Source organism: Thiolinea disciformis DSM 14473, from assembly GCF_000371925.1.
GTDB lineage: Bacteria > Pseudomonadota > Gammaproteobacteria > Thiotrichales > Thiotrichaceae > Thiolinea > Thiolinea disciformis.
Genome location: NZ_AQVE01000011.1, coordinates 14888 through 34362 on the forward strand (window position 1 = coordinate 14888; position 19475 = coordinate 34362).

At 46.7% G+C, this 19475-nt stretch carries 13 protein-coding genes; 11 read left to right on the top strand and 2 right to left on the bottom strand.

Annotated features, from left to right (window positions below; genetic code table 11):
• Positions 1 to 177: 177 nt before the first annotated feature.
• From gyrA to tilS, 9 genes are all read left to right on the top strand, one after another.
• Positions 178 to 2757, top strand: coding sequence for a DNA gyrase subunit A (gene gyrA / locus A3IE_RS0110050; protein ID WP_020395490.1), 2580 nt, complete (start codon positions 178 to 180; stop codon positions 2755 to 2757).
• A 28-nt stretch (positions 2758 to 2785) separates the two neighbouring features.
• Positions 2786 to 3706: a ribokinase gene (locus A3IE_RS0110055; protein WP_020395491.1), complete on the top strand. Its 921-nt coding sequence runs from the start codon at positions 2786 to 2788 to the stop codon at positions 3704 to 3706.
• Positions 3696 to 4655, top strand: a complete 960-nt coding sequence (locus A3IE_RS0110060; RefSeq protein ID WP_020395492.1) for a nucleoside hydrolase — start codon at positions 3696 to 3698, stop codon at positions 4653 to 4655. The genes A3IE_RS0110055 and A3IE_RS0110060 overlap by 11 nt, the downstream gene beginning before the upstream one ends.
• A 10-nt stretch (positions 4656 to 4665) precedes the next feature.
• Positions 4666 to 5508 (top strand): 2OG-Fe(II) oxygenase family protein, encoded by an 843-nt coding sequence (locus A3IE_RS0110065; protein WP_020395493.1) that lies wholly within the window; start codon positions 4666 to 4668, stop codon positions 5506 to 5508.
• Positions 5509 to 5602: 94 nt separating this feature from the next.
• On the top strand, positions 5603 to 6868 hold the full coding sequence (murA, locus tag A3IE_RS0110070; RefSeq protein WP_020395494.1) for a UDP-N-acetylglucosamine 1-carboxyvinyltransferase: 1266 nt from the start codon (positions 5603 to 5605) through the stop codon (positions 6866 to 6868).
• A 14-nt stretch (positions 6869 to 6882) separates the two neighbouring features.
• Complete coding sequence (locus A3IE_RS0110075; protein ID WP_020395495.1) at positions 6883 to 7971, top strand: 3-deoxy-7-phosphoheptulonate synthase; 1089 nt, start codon at positions 6883 to 6885, stop codon at positions 7969 to 7971.
• A 3-nt stretch (positions 7972 to 7974) separates the two neighbouring features.
• Positions 7975 to 9273: a histidinol dehydrogenase gene (gene hisD, locus A3IE_RS0110080; RefSeq protein ID WP_020395496.1), complete on the top strand. Its 1299-nt coding sequence runs from the start codon at positions 7975 to 7977 to the stop codon at positions 9271 to 9273.
• Between the two features lie 118 nt (positions 9274 to 9391).
• Positions 9392 to 10348 carry an acetyl-CoA carboxylase carboxyltransferase subunit alpha gene (locus tag A3IE_RS0110085; protein WP_020395497.1) on the top strand — a complete coding sequence of 319 codons (957 nt, stop codon included), beginning with the start codon at positions 9392 to 9394 and terminating at the stop codon, positions 10346 to 10348.
• 11 nt (positions 10349 to 10359) lie between these two features.
• Entirely contained in the window at positions 10360 to 11631 is a 1272-nt protein-coding gene (gene tilS, locus A3IE_RS20380; protein ID WP_020395498.1) for a tRNA lysidine(34) synthetase TilS, read from the top strand.
• A gap of 33 nt (positions 11632 to 11664) precedes the next feature.
• Here the strand turns inward: tilS and A3IE_RS0110095 are convergent, their stop codons facing one another.
• Together A3IE_RS0110095 and A3IE_RS0110100 are read right to left on the bottom strand one after the other, a co-directional pair.
• Complete coding sequence (locus tag A3IE_RS0110095) at positions 11665 to 12270, bottom strand: PH domain-containing protein (RefSeq protein WP_020395499.1); 606 nt, start codon at positions 12268 to 12270, stop codon at positions 11665 to 11667.
• A gap of 111 nt (positions 12271 to 12381) precedes the next feature.
• Positions 12382 to 13227, bottom strand: a complete 846-nt coding sequence (locus tag A3IE_RS0110100) for a sulfurtransferase (RefSeq protein ID WP_020395500.1) — start codon at positions 13225 to 13227, stop codon at positions 12382 to 12384.
• A gap of 166 nt (positions 13228 to 13393) precedes the next feature.
• On the opposite strand from A3IE_RS0110100, the gene A3IE_RS0110105 reads away from it, so the two are divergent.
• Positions 13394 to 15193, top strand: a complete 1800-nt coding sequence (locus tag A3IE_RS0110105; RefSeq protein ID WP_026154874.1) for an OmpA family protein — start codon at positions 13394 to 13396, stop codon at positions 15191 to 15193.
• 107 nt (positions 15194 to 15300) lie between these two features.
• Positions 15301 to 19473: a hypothetical protein gene (locus A3IE_RS0110110; protein WP_020395502.1), complete on the top strand. Its 4173-nt coding sequence runs from the start codon at positions 15301 to 15303 to the stop codon at positions 19471 to 19473.
• Positions 19474 to 19475 lie beyond the last annotated feature (2 nt).

The window sequence follows — 19475 nt, forward strand, 5'->3', positions numbered from 1 at the left end:
TTAATACTGATTGGAGGGTGATAGCACTGATTCCATTAACAAAAGAAAGAATCTGTATGGTTTCCAGAAAGTGCTTGAGCCGTGATCACTATGGCCTATCAAACTTCGCCAACTTCCCCATTTTGCCCTTTTATCTGATATAATCCCCCATCTTTTCCAACTGGTCGAACAAGAACAATGGTTGATTTCGCCAAGGAAGTCCTCCCGGTCAATCTCGAAGATGAAATGCGTCAGTCCTATCTGGACTACGCGATGAGTGTCATTATCGGTCGCGCGTTACCGGACGTGCGCGATGGCTTGAAACCTGTACATCGCCGTGTGCTATTTGCGATGAGCGAGCTGGGTAATGACTGGAATAAGCCTTATAAAAAATCGGCGCGTGTTGTCGGTGACGTCATTGGTAAATACCATCCTCATGGTGATACAGCCGTTTATGATGCTGTAGTGCGGATGGCTCAGCCATTTTCGTTGCGTTATATGCTGGCGGATGGGCAGGGTAACTTTGGCTCAGTCGATGGCGATGCGCCTGCTGCGATGCGTTATACCGAAGTTCGCATGTCAAAAATTGCGCATGAATTATTAGCTGATATTGATAAAGAGACGGTCAATTTTGCCCCGAACTACGATGGTTCTGAGCAAGAACCAGTCGTTTTCCCGACCCGTGTGCCGAATTTACTAGTCAATGGTTCATCCGGTATTGCAGTGGGCATGGCGACGAATGTCCCGCCCCATAATTTAGGCGAAGTGGTAAATGCCTGTTTAGCTTTGATCAGCAATCCTGAATTAGAAATTGATGATTTAATGGAATATGTGCCAGGGCCCGATTTCCCGACGGCAGGTATTATCAATGGTGCACGCGGTATTCGTGAGGCTTACAAAACAGGACGCGGCCGGATTTATGTGCGAGCGCGTGCTGAGATTGAAACCCACGAAAAAACGGGGCGCGAAACGATTGTCGTGCATGAGTTGCCTTATCAGGTTAATAAAGCACGCTTGCTGGAAAAAATTGCCGAGCTGGTTAAAGAGAAGAAAATTGAAGGTATCTCCGAACTGCGCGACGAGTCCGATAAAGACGGTATGCGCATGGTCATTGAGGTCAAGCGTGGTGAGTCGGGCGAGGTCTTGCTAAATAATCTGTATAAACAGACCCAGATGCAGACCGTATTCGGTATTAATATGGTTGCACTGCTGGATGGGCAGCCTAAGTTATTAAATCTTAAACAAATTCTTGAAGCTTTCCTGCGTCATCGCCGCGAAGTGGTGACGCGCCGTACTATCTTTAATCTGCGTAAAGCGCGTGAGCGGGCGCATATTTTGGAAGGGTTGGCGATTGCCTTATCCAATATTGATGCCATCATTCAATTGATTAAAACCTCAGTGAGTCCGGCTGAAGCGCGTGAAGCCTTAATGGCGCGAGGCTGGAATCCGGGGATTGTGACTGAAATGTTGAATCGTAGCGATGCTGCGATGTCACGTCCTGAAGGCTTGGATGTCGTTTTTGGCTTGCGCGAGGGGCAATATTGGTTGTCAGAGCCACAGGCACAAGCGATTTTAGACTTGCGTTTACATCGCTTAACGGGACTAGAAAAAGACAAAATCCTTGAGGAATATCGCGAATTATTACTGCGTATTGAGGATTTGCTGGATATTTTATCCAATCCGGATCGCTTAATGCAGGTGATTCGTGATGAGTTGCTTGAACTGCGTGAGACGTATAATGATAAACGCCGTACTGAAATTAATGTGGTGGGCGAAGATTTAAGTCTGGAAGATTTGATTGCTGATGAGGAAGTGGTGGTTACACTTTCCCATACCGGATATGCCAAAGCTCAGCCACTGGATACCTACCGGGCGCAGCGCCGTGGTGGGCGTGGACGTGCCGCCGCGTCTATGAAGGAAGAAGACTTTATTGAGAAGCTGTTCGTGGCGAGTACCCATGATACGATTCTCTGCTTCTCGAGTCGGGGACGTATGTATTGGCTGAAGGTTTATCAGTTGCCGATGTCAGGTCCGAATTCACGTGGCCGCCCCATTATTAATTTATTGCCTTTAGAGGACGGCGAACGCATTAATGCGATCTTGCCAATTCGGCATTATGAACCGGATAAATTTATCTTTATGGCGACTTCTAGCGGTACGGTGAAAAAGACGCCACTACAAGAGTTCTCACGTCCTCGTAGCGCAGGCATTATCGCGATTGATTTGCGTGACAATGACTATTTAGTCGATGTTGGTATTACCAATGGCAATAATGAAGTGATGCTGTTTACCTCAGCCGGAAAAGCGATTCGTTTCCACGAAGAGGATGTGCGTGCGGTAGGGCGTACGGCGGCTGGTGTGCGCGGTATTAAGATGGATGATGATCAACACGTAAACGCTCTGATTATTTTGAGCGAAGGTGAAATTCTGACCGCCACTGAAAATGGTTATGGTAAGCGCACCCGTGTTGATGAGTTTTCAGCGCAAGCCCGTGGTGGTATGGGCGTCATCGCGATTCAAACCAGTGAGCGTAATGGTAAAGCCGTTGGTGCAGTGCAGGTCACAGACGATAATCAGGTGATGTTGATCACGAATGGTGGTACTTTGGTGCGTACGCCCGTGAAGGATATTTCAGTGGTGGGACGTAATACCCAAGGTGTTACGCTGATTCGCCTCACGTCCGGCGAGCATTTAGTACAAATTGCGCCTATTTTGGTAAATGGTGAAGAAGAAGCGGATGTGGAAGATTCAGCAGATACCATAGATACTGAGGACTAATGAGCTCTACTAAGGAGGAGGTGAGCGAATGCGCATTTTTAACTACGGTTCGATTAATATTGACCATGTTTATCGTGTGCCACATCTTGTTCGCCCCGGTGAAACCTTAGCGAGTACCGCCTATCATCAAGTGTTAGGCGGGAAAGGCGCGAATCAATCCATTGCTCTAGCGCGGGCTGGTGCAACCGTCGCTCATATTGGACGTTATCATCCCCAAGACCAACACTTGTTGCAGCCCTTATTCGAGGCTGGGGTTGAGACGTCTTTATTGCAGGCACTGCCCATGCCGAGTGGTCATGCGCTGATTCAAGTGGATGATCAGGCAGAAAATGCCATTGTGCTTTATGCGGGCGCGAATCATAGTTTTGTGTCAGCTGAATTAGCTAGTTTGTTGCAAACAGCGGCGTTAGGTGATTGGCTGTTGCTGCAAAATGAATGCAGTTGTACACGAGAAATGATTGAGACTGCGTTCGCTAAAGGCTTGAAAGTCGCTTTTAATCCAGCGCCGATGAACGATCAAGTGCTAACTTTTCCGCTGGAAAAATTAGCGGTTTTATTCGTTAATCAAGTCGAAGTGATGCAGCTACTGAATAGCGCGGTTCAAGAGGGCCGTATTGATCATACTTGGCTATCGCAACAGTTACAGGATCGTTTTCCACAAACCCAAGTAGTGGTGACTTTAGGCGCACAAGGAGCTGCCTGTTATTATCAAGGGGTGGGTGAATTTGTTCCCGCGCTTAACGTTAAAGCGGTTGACACGACGGGTGCAGGTGACACCTTTAATGGTTATTACCTAGCTGCTTTGAATCAAGGCTTATCGATACGCCAAGCCTTACAACGTGCTTGTTTAGCCGCTGCGCTATGTGTCCAGCAAGTTGGTGCTTCTAGTAGTATTCCCACTCAGCAACAAGTGGATCAATTAGAACAGGAGCTAGCGCATGAAGCATAAAGTCATCCTAGATACTGACCCAGGGATTGATGATGCCATGGCGATTTTTTTCGCTTTAGCGCATCCTGAGATTGATTTGTTAGGCTTAACCACCGTGTTTGGTAATGTCAGTGTGGCGCAAGCCAGTATTAATGCACTTACCTTATTGGAACTAGCAGAGGCTCAATTACCGGTAGCCTTAGGCGAATCGTGGCCGATGGCGCGCGATCCAGTACCCTTTGCCGATTTTGTACATGGTATTGATGGGCTGGGTGAACAATTTTTACCGCCACCCCATGGTCAAGTTATTAATCAATCCTCTGCTGAATTTATGATTGAACAAATCATGAGCCAGCCCGGTGAAATAAATGTGGTGGCTGTTGGACCTTTATCGAATTTAGCCCGTGCTTTAGAGTTAGAGCCGCGCATTGCTCAGCATGTGAAGCAAGTCGTGTTAATGGGTGGTTCAATTGAGCATCGTGGCAATGTATCGCCAGTGGCAGAGGCGAATATTTTTGCTGATCCTCATGCGGCTGATGTGGTGATGCAAGCCGCTTGGCCTTTAACAATAGTAGGTTTAGATGTCACGTATAAAGTGCTATTAGAACCGTCTTTATTTGAAGCCATTCGCCAGCATAATCCACGCATTGGTGCGATGTTACAGCGAGCAGCGGAGTTTTATACGGATTTTTACAGCCAAGAGCATGGGGTAAATGGCTGTTATGGACATGATGTGTCAGCCTTGGCTTATGTGGTTCAGCCAGACTTATTTACTGTGATTGAAGGTCCTGTTTGTGTGGCGACTGAGGGCATTGCGGCGGGACAAACTATCATGAAGCGTGTCAAAGGAGATGCCTATTTTGTGAAAGATTGGAATACTCGTCCTGAACACAAAGCTTGTATGCAAGTGAACACCAAAGCTTTAATTGATTTATTTTACCAAACCTTGACCAACGATTATTGGCGCTAAGGAGAGCGACATGAAACTAGAGGCCGTTAATTACCAAGATGCAGACGCCGCTAAACGTTTTGTAGAAAGTTTGCGTGACTATGGTTTTGGTGTATTAATCCATCATCCTTTAGCACAGAGCCAAATCGAGTCGATTTATCAGAACTGGTTGGCCTTTTTTCACAGTGAAGAAAAATATCACTATCACTTTAAAAAAGGTTGTATGGATGGCTATTTTCCGCCGGATGTTTCAGAAACCGCAAAAGGCTATCATGTCAAAGATATTAAGGAATATTTTCACTTTTATCATCCTTGGGGTATTTGCCCACCTGAACTAAAAGCGGAATTATTAGCGTATCGCCAAGCAGCAAATCAAGTCGCTGAAACTTTATTAACTTGGGTTGAGCAGTATTCCCCGCCAGCTGTGGCACAGCATTATCGTGAGCCTTTATCGTCGATGATTGCGGATAGTGATCAAACCTTATTGCGCGTTTTACATTATCCGCCTTTAAGCGGTACAGAAAATCCCAGTGCATTTCGTGCCGCCGCACACGAAGATATTAATTTATTGACTATTTTGCCAGCGGCTAATGAACCCGGTCTGCAAGTAAAATTACGTGATGGCTCATGGTTGGATGTGCCTTGTGATACGGGCTATTTAATTGTGAATATTGGCGATATGTTGCAAGAAGCCTCAGCCGGTTATTTTCCTTCTACCACCCATCGTGTTCTCGCGCCTACGCCAGAGCATCGCCATAAATCACGCCTGTCTTTACCCTTATTTCTGCATCCGCGTCAGGATGTGGTGTTATCAGAGCGCTATACAGCAGAGAGCTATTTAAAAGAACGCTTAAAAGAATTAGGTGTGGCGTGAAATAAATGCCACTAAGCGTTGATTCTATGTGAATCAATAACAATTTTTCGTTATGATGCGCTTCTTTTGCCGATAGCAAACGGACTCGTGCATTATGCAAAAATTCTTAATTGAAGGCGGCGCTGCGTTGGACGGCGAAGTTGCCATTTCTGGGGCGAAAAACGCTGTCTTACCCTTACAAGCAGCCACTTTGCTCGCTAACTCACCGATGACCATTCGTAATGTGCCCCGCCTAAAAGATGTTTCCACTTTGGCGGCGGTGATTGAGGGTATGGGGGTGAAAGTCAGTTTTGATGCTGACAATAATATCCACGTTGATACCTCTACGATTCAACATTTCCGCGCACCTTATGAGTTAGTGCGTACCATGCGTGCCTCCATTTTAGTCTTAGGTCCCATGCTAGCGCGCTTTGGCGAAGCCGAAGTTTCACTCCCTGGCGGCTGTGCGATTGGTACACGTCCGGTCAATTTGCATATTGCGGGTTTAGAAGCCATGGGTGCGCAGATTGTCGTCGAAGAAGGCTATATCCGTGCCAAGTGTAAGCGCTTACAAGGGGCGCGTATTGTCATGGACATGGTGAGCGTTACCGGCACTGAAAACCTATTAATGGCAGCGGTGGTTGCAGACGGCACCACGGTTATTGAAAATGCGGCACGCGAGCCGGAAGTGACCGATTTGGCTAATTGTTTAGTACAAATGGGCGCGCACATTCAAGGCATTGGCACAGACAAACTGACCGTGCAAGGGGTGGATGTCAATGCTTTACGTGGTATTGATTACACCGTATTACCCGATCGTATTGAAACCGGTACTTTCTTGGCGGCAGGCGCTATTACTGGTGGGCGCGTTAAAGCTACTCATGCGGCGCCGGATACCTTGGATGCTGTTTTGCAAAAATTCCGCGAAGCAGGTGCTTTAGTCGAAACCGGTCATGACTGGATTGAATTGGACATGCGTGGTCGTACTTTAAAAGCAGTAGACATTCGCACCGATCCTTACCCCGCTTTTCCTACTGACATGCAAGCACAATTCATGGCCATGAATGCCTGCTCTCAAGGCATTGGTGTGATTGTAGAAACCATTTTTGAAAATCGCATGATGCACGTCGCCGAATTAAAGCGGTTAGGCGCTAATATTCGTTTAGAAGGGAATACCGCCATTGTCGCAGGTATGCCCAATCTAAAAGGTGCGCCGGTCATGGCGACTGATTTACGCGCGTCGGCGTCTTTGGTATTAGCAGGTTTAGCCGCGCAAGGTAAAACCACGATTGATCGTATTTATCATACTGACCGTGGCTATGAACGTATTGAACAGAAACTTTTAGCGCTGGGCGCGACGATTCAACGTATTAATGATTAACTAGGAAAATAATAATGATAAATTCAAACGATGATATGCAATATGACACCGACGATGTGCGCATTGTCGGGATGCATGAATTAATTCCTCCAGTTGAATTATTTAAACAATTACCGCTCACGTCTAAAGCAAGTCGTGTGGTTTATGAAGCGCGGCAAGAAGCCTCTGATATTATTCACGGGCGCAATGACCGTTTATTAGTTGTTGTTGGCCCTTGCTCTGTGCATGATGTCGATGCCGCAATGGATTACGCAAAGCGTTTAGGCAAACTGCGGGATACCTTAAAGCAAGACTTGCATATTATTATGCGAGTTTATTTTGAAAAACCCCGTACCAGTATTGGTTGGAAAGGTTTAATTAATGATCCTGATTTGGATAATAGTTTTCAAATTAATAAAGGTTTGGGTTTGGCGCGCAAATTATTATTGGATTTAGCGAATCAGGAAATGCCTGCGGCTACAGAATATTTGGATTTAATTAGTCCGCAATATGTGGCGGATTTGGTGAGCTGGGCAGCTATTGGAGCAAGAACGACCGAAAGCCAAGGCCATCGCGAATTATCTTCGGGTATTTCCTGTCCGATTGGCTTCAAAAATGGCACTTATGGCAATGTCAATATTGCCATTAATGCGATCTCTGCCGCTTTGCGCCCGCATCATTTCTTATCGGTTACTAAAGAAGGGCGGACAGCGATTTTTGCAACCTCGGGGAATAGTGATTGCCATGTGATTTTGCGAGGGGGGCAAGCGCCAAATTATGATGCAGATTCAGTGGCTAAAACGGTAATCGAACTTGAAAAAGAGGCTTTACCACCCTATTTAATGATTGACTTCAGCCATGCGAATAGTTCTAAGGATTATCGTCGCCAGCAGGCAGTCGCTAATGATGTGGCTGCACAAATTGCCGGTGGCTCGAAGGCCATTATGGGTGTGATGATTGAAAGCCATTTAGTGGAAGGCAATCAGAAAGCAGATGGCAAAAGACGTGAGGATTTAGTCTACGGTCAAAGTATTACTGATGCTTGTATTAATTGGGCGACGACCGAGACTATGTTGCAACAATTGGCCGCCGCTGTGCGCGAGCGCCGTAGTCGGAGTGTATAGGTTATGAAAATTGAGCAATTATCGACACAAGATGCTAAGTTTTGGCAGCGTTTGGATGAGCTACTAGCGTGGGAAAGTGTGTCGGATGATGCGGTTTTCACGACGGTCAATACGATACTCAAGGAGGTACGCAAGCGCGGTAATGCGGCGGTATTGGAATATACCAATCGCTTTGACCGTATGCAGGCTAAGGATTTTGCTGAATTAGAAATTCCGCTGCAACGTCTACAACAAGCACTCAATAGCATTACGCCAGCCCAGCGCGACGCTTTAGAACAAGCGGCAGCACGTATCCGTTCTTATGCCGAACGCCAGAAAATTGAATCCTGGAGCTACACGGAAGCCGATGGCACTCTGCTCGGTCAGCAAGTCAGTGCTTTAGATCGCGTGGGTTTATATGTGCCAGGTGGCAAGGCGGCTTACCCGTCATCAGTGTTGATGAATGCAATCCCAGCGAAAGTAGCCGGTGTTCCCGAGTTAATCATGGTCGTGCCCACGCCTGATGGTGAGGTTAATGAATTAGTCTTGGCCGCAGCTGCCATTGCAGGCGTGGATCGCGTATTTGCTATCGGCGGCGCACAAGCGGTAGCGGCCTTGGCTTATGGTACAGAAACCGTACCGCAAGTAGATAAGATTGTGGGCCCTGGTAATATTTATGTCGCCACCGCTAAACGCATGGTCTATGGCACCGTAGGCATTGATATGATTGCAGGGCCTTCTGAAATTTTAGTGGTCTGTGACGGAAAAACCCAGCCAGACTGGATTGCGATGGATTTATTTTCACAAGCTGAGCACGATGAAGATGCCCAAGCGATTCTGATTTCACCAGACAAAGCTTTCTTGGAGACCGTCCAGTTAAGTGTAGATCGTTTGGTTGAGACCATGCCACGCAAAGACATTATTACGACTTCTTTGCAAGCACGAGGTGCTTTCATTCATGTACAGAACATGGATGAAGCGGCCAAGGTTGCTAATTATATTGCCCCAGAGCATTTGGAATTATCAGTTGAACAACCTGAAATCTTAGTAAAGCAGATTCGCCATGCCGGTGCCATTTTCATGGGACGTTATACGGCAGAAGCCTTGGGTGATTATTGTGCAGGCCCTAACCATGTATTGCCAACCTCGCGCACTGCACGTTTTTCTAGTCCTCTAGGGGTGTATGATTTCCAAAAACGCTCGTCATTAATTAATTGCTCAGCACAAGGTGCGTCCAGTTTGGGGCAAGTGGCTTCCATCTTGGCGCGTGGCGAAGGTTTGGTGGCTCATGCTTGCTCTGCGGAATATCGTCTTAATCAATAAACAGCGCTCAGCTAAAATACTGTGTGGCTTCATACAGTATTTTAAGGAACAATAGCGTAGTCCATGCCTAAAGCATGTAATTGGATACGCCTTAGACTAGGTGGGAATAATTGACATTATGAATCCGGATTTTCTCGATTTTGAACAACCTATCGCTGAGCTTCAGGCGAAAATTGAAGAATTGCGTTTTGTTGATGACACCGAAATCAACTTAAGTGAGGAAATCGCTAAGTTAGAGGAAAAAGCCAAGACCTTAACGCGTTCCATCTTCGCCAAGCTGACGCCTCGGCAGATCGCTCAATTAGCACGTCATCCCAAGCGTCCTTATACCCTAGACTTAGTAAAGCATCTGTGCACAGATTTTAAAGAGTTGCATGGTGATCGTGCCTTTGCGGATGATCAAGCTATTGTTGGCGGTATGGCTCGGTTTCGCGGTCAATCGGTCATGGTGATTGGTCACCAAAAGGGGCGTGACACAGCGGAGAATATTCGGCGTAATTTTGGAATGCCACGACCTGAAGGTTATCGTAAAGCCTTGCGTTTAATGCGCTTGGCCGAAAAATTTCAGATGCCCATCATTACCTTTATTGACACACCGGGGGCTTATCCGGGCGTTGGCGCAGAAGAACGTGGGCAGAGTGAAGCCATTGCGCGTAATTTGTATGAAATGGCGCAATTACGCACCCCTACTATTGCAACCGTCGTTGGAGAAGGTGGTTCCGGCGGTGCTTTAGCGATTGGTGTGGCCGATCGGGTGATGATGTTGCAATACGCGACTTATTCGGTTATTTCACCGGAAGGGTGCGCTTCGATTTTATGGAAAAGCGCCGACAAAGCGGCGGATGCAGCGGATGCGATGGGAATCACAGCGGATCGCTTAAAAGCGTTAAATTTAATTGACCATATTATTCTCGAACCCTTAGGCGGGGCGCATCGTGATGTGGCGGCGGCGGCACAATTAGTCGGCGATGCTATTGATTCAAAATTGCGTGAATTGCGTCATTTGCCGATGGAGCAGCTTTTAGAGGCTCGACACAAAAAACTGATTAGCTTTGGGCAGTTTGAAGAGGCTTAAAGGAGTGCGGTATGCTACTTGCCGCTTTGAGCCAGTTTTTTCACACTTATCCTAATGCAAACTATTGGCTTGCTTATAGCGGTGGGCTGGACTCCCATGCGTTAGTTCATGCCTGTGCTGCTTTGCGTAGACAAAATCCTGAATTAAATGTCCGCGCTATTCATATTGATCACGGCTTACAAGCTATTTCGAGCACTTGGGCTGCGCATTGTCAACAGGTATGCGATGCGCTTCAAATAGCCTTAACGCGTATCGAATTGAAGCTCAGTATTCCTAAAGGTGAAAGTTTAGAAGCCGTAGCGCGTTATGCCCGTTACGAAGCATTTAAGCACGTATTGGGGGTGGGAGATTATCTACTGACAGCGCATCATCAAGACGACCAAGCAGAAACCTTATTATTAAATTTATTGCGTGGTAGTGGTGTTGAGGGTTTGGCCGCAATGCCACTAAAGCGCAACTTAGGTCAGGCTTATTTATTGCGCCCTTTATTGGGCATTTCGCGCGCTGAATTGCACATGTATGCTCAGCAGCATCATTTACAGTACATTCATGATCCCAGTAATGATCAACTGCAGTTTGAGCGTAATTATCTGCGCCATGAAATTGTGCCTAAACTTACTGCGCGCTGGCCTAGCAGCACAACGACTTTAGGGCGTGCAGCACAGTGGCAAGCCGAACAGGTTCAGTTAAATGCGTTATTGCTGGGGCAAGGTTTACCAGCCTATGCTGGCACTAAGCCCCAAACTTTGTCCATAAAAAAACTCTTAGCAGAGCCCAATGTTTTACAAAAAGCCCTACTGCGTTATTGGTTAAAAACTTTAGGCTTTAAAATGCCCAATGCCGCTAAATTACAGCAAATTCTAAGTAGTGTAATGCTAGCTAAGCCAGATGCGAGTCCTGTGGTAGACTGGCAGGGTTGTGAAATTCGACGTTATCGCGATGATTTATATGCCTTGCGACCTCTTAAATGGGATCAAGCTCAGGTGTGGGTTTGGGAGGATTTAACGCAGCCTGCGGTGTTAGCCGAAAAAATAGCGTTACACCCTAAGGATTTAGGCGATTTAAAAAACTATTTGAATCAGAAGCCTGTCTATGTGCGCTTTCGTCAGGGCGGTGAGCGTATTCTGCGCCATCAATTACCTAGCATTGAGCTGAAGAAATTATTACAGGCGTTAGCGATGCCAGCTTGGGAGCGTGAGCGTATACCGCTGATTTATTATGGCGAGCAACTCATTGCGATCGCAGGGTATTGGCATGCTAAACCAGAATGGTTGTTGCCGTAAGCGAGGGCTGTTATGGCCCTCGCTAGGTGGCGTTTAGTTCTGGATATATTTAGTGAATACATCGCTGTAGTCGCGTTTGGTATGCGTCACTAAGGTGCTAGTGTTTAATTGGTTGAGTAGCTCTTTAAATTGCTGAGCTATTTCAATATGAGTTGCGCTCGTAATTTTATACATGCTAGCTGTTGCATTCAGGGCTAGCTTGATATTTTCGTGGCATACCTCATCAATAAGCTGACGCTTATTAATGCTAATCAAGGTTTTATAAATATCTTTTAAAGATTCTAAGTGGTTTTTGCGCACATCAATACTAAAAGCAGTATCGGCAATGATGAATTTTAATTCAACATCCATGTCAATGGTGCCAGCCGTTTCAATACGCACTTGGTCAATAAAGGATTTAGCATACTCATAGCGCTTAATAGTACGTTTAGATGAAACAGCAGAGTCACCATCAACATGAATGAGGGCAAAATTGGTGAAGCAATATTCATCTTTTTTAGATTTAATCAAAAAGAATATTTTTTCACCATCTTCATGAAATAAATAATCATCAGCATCCACTTTGTCGTAATCTTGTGGCGCGACAATTACGCCAATATCGCTTAGTCCAAGCGCTTCCGAAGCTAGTCTTTTAAACATGTTTATCTCCTTGTTTTTATGATAATTAAATTGCGTTAGAGTGCAGTACTAGCCTAGCATGATTAGCGTCATTCCTGAAATTTCTTTTCAAATAGTAGGCATGACTAATGTTTAGTATGAGCCCGTCGCTACGGGTCGCTGGGGGTCGCGAATCCACTCACTCCACGAACCAGCATAAAGCTTTGACCCGGTTAAACCGGCTACTTCCATCGCTAATATATTGTGGCAGGCGCTAACGCCAGAACCACACATATGCACAATGTTTTCAGGTAGCTTGCCATTTAACAGCGTTAGCCAACCCGCTTTTAATTGTTCAGGAGTTTTAAAACGGCCGTCAGCCTGTAAATTATCAGTCAAGGGTCGATTAAGTGCCTTTGGAATATGCCCCGCAATTGGGTCAATGGGTTCTACTTCACCGCGAAAACGTTCTGCCGCCCGTGCATCAATCAATTGCCAAGCAGGATGAGCAGTTAGCCATAATTGTTCGGTGCTAATCACGCTTGGCACAAGACTAGGTGTCCAAAGTGGAGCTGCTTGTGGGGTAGGGAGGTCTGTTGTGATGGGAGCATCAATGCTTTGCCATGCCGCTAAGCCACCATTGAGCACCGCCACGGCTTCATGCCCCATCCAGTGGAGTAACCACCAAGCGCGTGATGCCATCATGCCATTGCTTTCATCATAAACAACGACTTGGTGCTTAGCGCTTAGACCAACGTCAGTCAGTCGTTTTGCTAATTTTATCGGATCGGGCAAGGGATGGCGTCCACTCAGTGGGGTAATGGGCGAAGATAAATCATGATCTAAATGGAAGTAATGGGCTGTTGGTATATGGCCTTGTTGATAGGCTTTTTGACCCCATAGCGGATCACTTAAATTGAAACGACAATCAATGACGAGGTAGTCGGGGCGCGACAGATTTTTCAATAAACTGCTACATTCTATAAGGGTTGTATACATTAAGTCTGTTTCTCACTCAGGGAATGGTTTAGATTATGCTGTAATAAAGAGCAGTCGCCTAGTCAACTAAATGGGGATGTAATTTATTGACTAAGTCAAACCTAATTGCACTTTACCTCGACCCACGTCCGATAAGCCTATTTCCTGAAATGCCAAGGATAATGAGATGAACGAAAAGCGATCATGTTGTTGTGGAGTGTTGCCGCCGTTATGGTGGTGGTTATTGGCCCTTGCAGGTTTGGGTCTATTATTTTGGTTAATGGCTAGCAATCGTCGACCCGCGATTGAAAATGATCTTGCAGCACGCACCAATCAAAGTTTATCGGCGGCGGGTTTAACGTGGGCACAAGCGACCTTAGATAAGCGTGGGCGCGACGTGATTTTAGAGGGCCAAGCACCCGATGCCTTATCACAACAACAAGCCATCGATATTGCACAAAAAGTTTATGGGGTTCGTGTAGTTGATGGTCAGTGGGGAACTGCTGTAGCGGCGGGTACAGCCTTAGCCACAGGTGTAGTCGCAAATAATGCTAATGCCGAGGCTAATAAGCCGACGGATGCTGCTTCGACAACAACTACGACTACAACTACAACTAATAGTGCCGCTAACACAGTTAATCCAGCTAATGAGGCCAATGCTAGTGGCACTACTACGGAAGCGAATGGTGCTAACACAGCTGCTGGCGCTGCACCGACCCAAGCTGCGACAACCGCTGCTGATGCCTCAGCCACTGCTTCAGTAAGTTCTGAAACTGCTACCGCACCTGATGCGATAGCTGCCAAGACAACAGGGTCTACTGCAAATGGCCTAGCACCCGAGACTGCGACCAGCGCTTCAACCACAGCGCAGACAGGTGCTACATCAACTGATTCAGCCAGTGTTGGTGCTGTCACAACAGAAACCGCCAGTACCGCAACCTCAACGACAGCCTCAAGCGCATCGCAAGCGCCTAGTGTATTACCAAGCTTCATGGCGAAAATGGTAGACGGTAAATTGACTTTGAATGGGACGTTACCCGAACAAACTCAAGTAGACACCATCTTGGCTGAAGCACGTCAATTATTGGGTGCTGACAATGTGGTTAATAATTTAAAACTGATGTCCGCACCGGAAGTCGCTGCTTTGAAAGCAGATGCTAATAATTTAGCCGCTACTAACACGGATTGGCTTGCGAAACTGAATACCTTATTGGGTTTATTACCTAAAAAAGAAGGTCAATTATCGGTTGACCAAGGCATTGTGACAATCGCAGGCATGGTTGAAAACGATGCAGCGCGTAATAGTATTATTACGAGCGCCAATGAAGCTTTGCAGGGCTCCGGTTTGAATTTATTGGATCGCTTACAATTAGCTAAAACCACTGAGCCTGCTGCAAGCGATGTGGCTTCTGCGGCGAAATCTCCTAGCGATGCCAGTACCATATCGCCTGCTGATGCTGGCGCGCAAGCAACAGCTAGCGATCCTAATGCTGGGCAACCTGCGCCAATCCTAGGGATTGATCCAGCAGCCAAGCCTACTGAAACAGCTGCAATGCCCACTGATATTCGCGGTACTGAACCCAAAACGGAAGCAGATCGTGCGGCGTTAAATTGTCAAAATCAGCTTGATCAAGCTATGTCAGGTAAAGAGATTCAGTTCGCGACGAATAAGGCTGATATTCGCCCAGCCAGTCGCCCTGCCCTTAATCAAATTGCCAGTGTGATTAAAGCCTGTAATCAAGCGTTAACAGGGCGCAAAGTGCGAATTAGTGGTCATACCGATAATGTTGGGAATCCTGCTTATAACGTCGATTTAAGTCAGCGCCGTGCTGGTGCAGTGAAAGCCTATTTGCAAAAAGCCGGTGTGCCAGCAGGTTTGTTAGAAAGCCAAGGATTTGGGGCAGAAAGTCCCATTGCGGATAATGCAACTGAAGCAGGACGTGCGAAGAATCGCCGCATTTCCTTTGATATTAAAAACGGAGGTTAAGGCGTCATGATGTATTTATTATCTCAGTTGTGGATGTGGTTACTAGCCGCTCTAATCTTCGGTTTAGTGATGGGTTGGTTTTCGCGTCATGGTCGGGAGGATTAAGCATGAGCATGTTTTTGTTGCAGTCCGCCTTGTGGCTATTAGGTGCATTTTTGCTAGGTTATTTGATTGGCTATGTCTTAAAAGGCGTATTCTGTCGTCGTGCTGTTGCAAAGCCCGTAAAGAACTTGAGCCAAGGGCGTGTTCTTGAAAATGAACCGGATCTGGATGAAATTAAGGTTCGTAAATTAGGCCCTACGGAAATTCCTTTACCGCCACGTCCTGCGCGGCCTGATTTCAAAACACCACCACCGCCAAGTTTTAAAAAGCCGGTTCAAGTACCGCCGCCGCCACCGCCGCGTCCTGCTCCTGCTAATTGGCCGCCACCCCGTAAACCCGCAACACCACCTGAGCCACCGAAACCGCGTGTTGTGCCAGAAGTCGTTAAAAAACCGGTGGTAACCGAAACGAAAACTGATTGGTTAGATGTAGCACGTAATACCGCCACAGCAGCGGGAGCTGGTTTGGCGGTCAAAGCTTTCAGCGACGCCACTAAACCTCAGGCGCCTGATCTACCGAAACTGGATAAGGATCTACCAAAAGTATCTGTAGACTATACAGTCACAGATATTAGTGCCGACAACTTATTAGGTATTACAATGCCCCAAGGTGTTGACCTGCCTGATCTCACTGTGCAAGTGGATAGACCACAAGTGACCTTACCGGACGCTCATTTGCCCAAGCTTGACCTGTCCAGTGTTGAGGTGGATGTCCCCACAGTTAATCTGAGTTCACCTGAACTTAATCTCCCTAAAGTAGATATTAATCTGCCCAAAGTAGAGCTTGAAACAGCTGAGCTTGATTTGGCTTTGCCGAAAGTAGAATTGCCAAAGCTTGACGTATCTTTGCCTAAAGTCGATTTGCCGACCCCTGAATTAAATTTACCGAAGGTCGATCTCGATTTGCCAAAGGTGGATGTTGATTTGCCTGAGCTTCAGTTGGCTAAAGCCGCTGTGGATTTACCAACAGTCGATATCAATCTGCCCAAGGCGAATTTACCGAAGCTTGATGTTGACTTGCCTAAAGTTGATTTGTCGACCCCCGAATTGAACTTACCGAAGGTCGATCTTGATTTACCGAAGGTGGATGTGGATTTGCCAGAGCTTCAGGCGGCTAAAGTAAATGTCGATTTACCTAAAGTCGCTGTGGATTTACCACCAGTTGATGTCGATCTGCCCAAGGTGAATTTACCGAAGCTCAATGTTGACTTGCCAACAGTAGATCTGAATTTGCCGAAAGCCAATGTGGATTTACCAACCGTTAATGTTGATGTGCCTAATGTTGACGTGCCAGATATTGAAATCACAAAGCCTGATACCTCGTTGAATTTAGGTGCGGTAGCGGCTTCTGTGGCGGGGGTTGCAGCAGTAGGTGTTAGTGGTGTAGTTGATAAGCTAAAAGGCGCTTTCCAAGCAGAACTGCCTTCAGCAGCGCTAAAAGTGGATGCTTCCTTACCAGTAGCTGATGTTACTTTACCAAAAGTCGATCTTGATTTACCAAAGGTGGGTGTGAATCTGCCGGTAATAGATGTTGATTTACCAAAAGTGGACATCAATCTGCCTGAGGTGGATGTTGCATTACCTAAGGTGGCTCTACCAAGCGTTGATATTACCTTGCCTAAGGTAGATTTACCGAGCGTGGATGTTGCATTGCCTAAGGTAGACTTACCGAGCGTGGACGTTGCGTTGCCTAAGGTAGACTTACCAAGCGTGGATGTTGCATTGCCTAAGGTAGACTTACCAAGCGTGGATGTTCCGTTACCCAAGGTGGATTTACCAAGCGTTGCTGTTGATTTGCCAAGTACTAAGATCGAGTTGCCGCAAATTAATGTGCCTAAGGCGGATTTAGACTTGCCAAAGGCTGATCTCAATTTAACAACTTTGGAGGCGAAGCTACCAGAGCTAAGTTCGCCAACCGTTAATGTTGATGTGCCTAAGGTTGCTATACCCGATATTGAAATCACAAAACCTGATACTTCTTTGAGTTTGGGGGCTGTGGCGGCTTCGGTAGCAGGGGCTGCGGCCGTAGGGGTAGGTAGTTTATTCGATAAGGTCAAGGGGGCTTTCCAAGCGGATATGCCTTCAGCAGACGTAAAAATCGATGCATCTTTACCAAAAGTCAATGTCGATCTGGCGAGTGCTGAGCTAGAGTTGCCAAAGCTGGATGTGACTTCCCCAGTCATAGTGGCTGAGCTGCCAACAGTAGCGCTTAATCCGCCTAAGTTAGACATGTCATTGCCGAAGGTGGATTTGCCGACCGTTGATGTTGATTTGCCAACGGTGGATATTGAGCTAGCAAAATTGGGTGTTAATCTACCTGAAGCTGATCTTGCTTTACCAAAAGTCGATCTGGACTTGCCACAAATTAATTTGCCTAAAGCCGATGTAGATATGCCAAAGGTTAATCTGAATTTGCCAACGCTGGAGACAAGCTTGCCTGAGCTAAGTCTACCAAGCGTTGATGTAGCACTTCCTAAACTAGAGGCTGATCTGGATTTGCCGCAAATTAATTTGCCTAAGGCCGATGTAGACATGCCAAAGGTTAATCTGAATTTGCCAACGCTGGAAGCAAGCTTGCCTGAGGTCAGTCTACCAAGTGTTGATGTAGCGCTTCCTAAATTAGAGGCCGATCTACCAAAGCTTGATGTTGATCTTCCACAAGTTAATCTAGCTGCGCCTGATGTAAGCGTTGACCCGCCAGATCTGACAGGGGAGCTTAGTGCGGCAGTGGCTTCGGTAGCAGGGGTTGCTGCTGTGGGCGCTAGTGGCTTAGTGGATAAGGTTAAAGATACTTTGGGTATTAATGCGCCAAATCATGGATCAAATGTGCCTAAGGTTGATTTGGATCTGGCAGAGCCTAAGTTAGATTTAACTGACGTAGCCACTCGTTACGAAGTCACTGAAATTACCTCGGATGTGTTACTAGATCGCTTTACCACGGTTCGCGCCAATGGGGATGAGTCTGTGGTGGAAGTGACAACGGATTCAAACTTGAACCTGCTAAGTGGCGATGCGCTAGTCAGTCTACCCGTGGCTCATGAACACTATGTAGTGACTGAGATTGGTGTAGATCAGTTGTTGGGACAAAGTAAAGCGGGCCTTGCTACTGAGTTTGTCGATAATCGCAACAACGATACTAGCGTAAGCTTGGTAAATGCTAGTGACAGCTTAGAACCCTTACAAGCCGAACGATCTACCACGCAGCGGTCAAGCGCTGAGGTAAATGCAGGGCAATTACTGGAGCAAACTCAGCCTTTAGTAGCTTATCAAGCTACTGATATAGATGTGGATCATTTGTTGGCTCAGGCTAAGTCGGCCATCCACTATGAGTCTAGCGATATTACCGCAGCATCAACTCTAAATGTCGTGGGGAAAGCGGCGAGTGCTTTATCAACAGACTACAGTACTATGCTTGAAGTGATTGAGTCGAAGATAGCAGATACCCAACAAACCCTCGCTAATTTAAGTGCTGATAAGCCGACATTGGATGCTTCACTGGACGTTAGCAGTGACGTGGGCTTAGGCGTAAATAAGCCTATTGAGACGCGAGGGATTCATTATCAAGTGTCTGATATTGATGCCGCAACGATGTTAGGGATGGCTATTGCGGCGCAAGAGCCACTGAGTCGGCCAGATAAATCTGAATCATGGGTGGACAAAGCGATTAATGGGGTGAGTAGTGCGGGTGATAAGCTCCTAGAAAGCGTTAGTGCAGTGGGTGAAAACTCCAGTGAAGCACTTTCGACGACGCTTGGCGGTGCTAGTACAGCCACGCTTGCGCTGGGTTCAGGTATTCTAGGCTTGGCTGCAACACCGCAAAGTACTGATACCAGTCAGTGGCGTTTAGAACAGTGGGTTAGACATATGCTGTCTCATTTAGATGAGCCTACTCGGGCGCGTCGTGTGGTTCAGGTCTGGGATAAAGGCTCAGGGCCTAACTGTGAGCAGATGGAGCGTCATGGTGTATTACGTCTCAATCCTGGTACTTATGACAAATTGTCTAGCGTTCACTGCGGTGTAGCGCGCCCGGGCTTTGTGGCGGTGGGTGGCGATGTCGCCTTCTTGGCGGTGGGGCAAGCGGTATGGTTCCAAATGAATGGTATTTTAGTATGTCGGGCTATCGACGATGTACACCGCTTTATCCATCTAAATCTAGATGATATCGCTACTAATGTGTGATG

Coding starts and splice junctions, on each gene's coding strand:
- gyrA (WP_020395490.1), top strand. CDS start 178: ATGGTTGATTTCGCCAAGGAAGTCCTCCCGGTCAATCTCGAAGATGAA.
- A3IE_RS0110055 (WP_020395491.1), top strand. CDS start 2,786: ATGCGCATTTTTAACTACGGTTCGATTAATATTGACCATGTTTATCGT.
- A3IE_RS0110060 (WP_020395492.1), top strand. CDS start 3,696: ATGAAGCATAAAGTCATCCTAGATACTGACCCAGGGATTGATGATGCC.
- A3IE_RS0110065 (WP_020395493.1), top strand. CDS start 4,666: ATGAAACTAGAGGCCGTTAATTACCAAGATGCAGACGCCGCTAAACGT.
- murA (WP_020395494.1), top strand. CDS start 5,603: ATGCAAAAATTCTTAATTGAAGGCGGCGCTGCGTTGGACGGCGAAGTT.
- A3IE_RS0110075 (WP_020395495.1), top strand. CDS start 6,883: ATGATAAATTCAAACGATGATATGCAATATGACACCGACGATGTGCGC.
- hisD (WP_020395496.1), top strand. CDS start 7,975: ATGAAAATTGAGCAATTATCGACACAAGATGCTAAGTTTTGGCAGCGT.
- A3IE_RS0110085 (WP_020395497.1), top strand. CDS start 9,392: ATGAATCCGGATTTTCTCGATTTTGAACAACCTATCGCTGAGCTTCAG.
- tilS (WP_020395498.1), top strand. CDS start 10,360: ATGCTACTTGCCGCTTTGAGCCAGTTTTTTCACACTTATCCTAATGCA.
- A3IE_RS0110095 (WP_020395499.1), bottom strand. CDS start 12,270: ATGTTTAAAAGACTAGCTTCGGAAGCGCTTGGACTAAGCGATATTGGC.
- A3IE_RS0110100 (WP_020395500.1), bottom strand. CDS start 13,227: ATGTATACAACCCTTATAGAATGTAGCAGTTTATTGAAAAATCTGTCG.
- A3IE_RS0110105 (WP_026154874.1), top strand. CDS start 13,394: ATGAACGAAAAGCGATCATGTTGTTGTGGAGTGTTGCCGCCGTTATGG.
- A3IE_RS0110110 (WP_020395502.1), top strand. CDS start 15,301: ATGAGCATGTTTTTGTTGCAGTCCGCCTTGTGGCTATTAGGTGCATTT.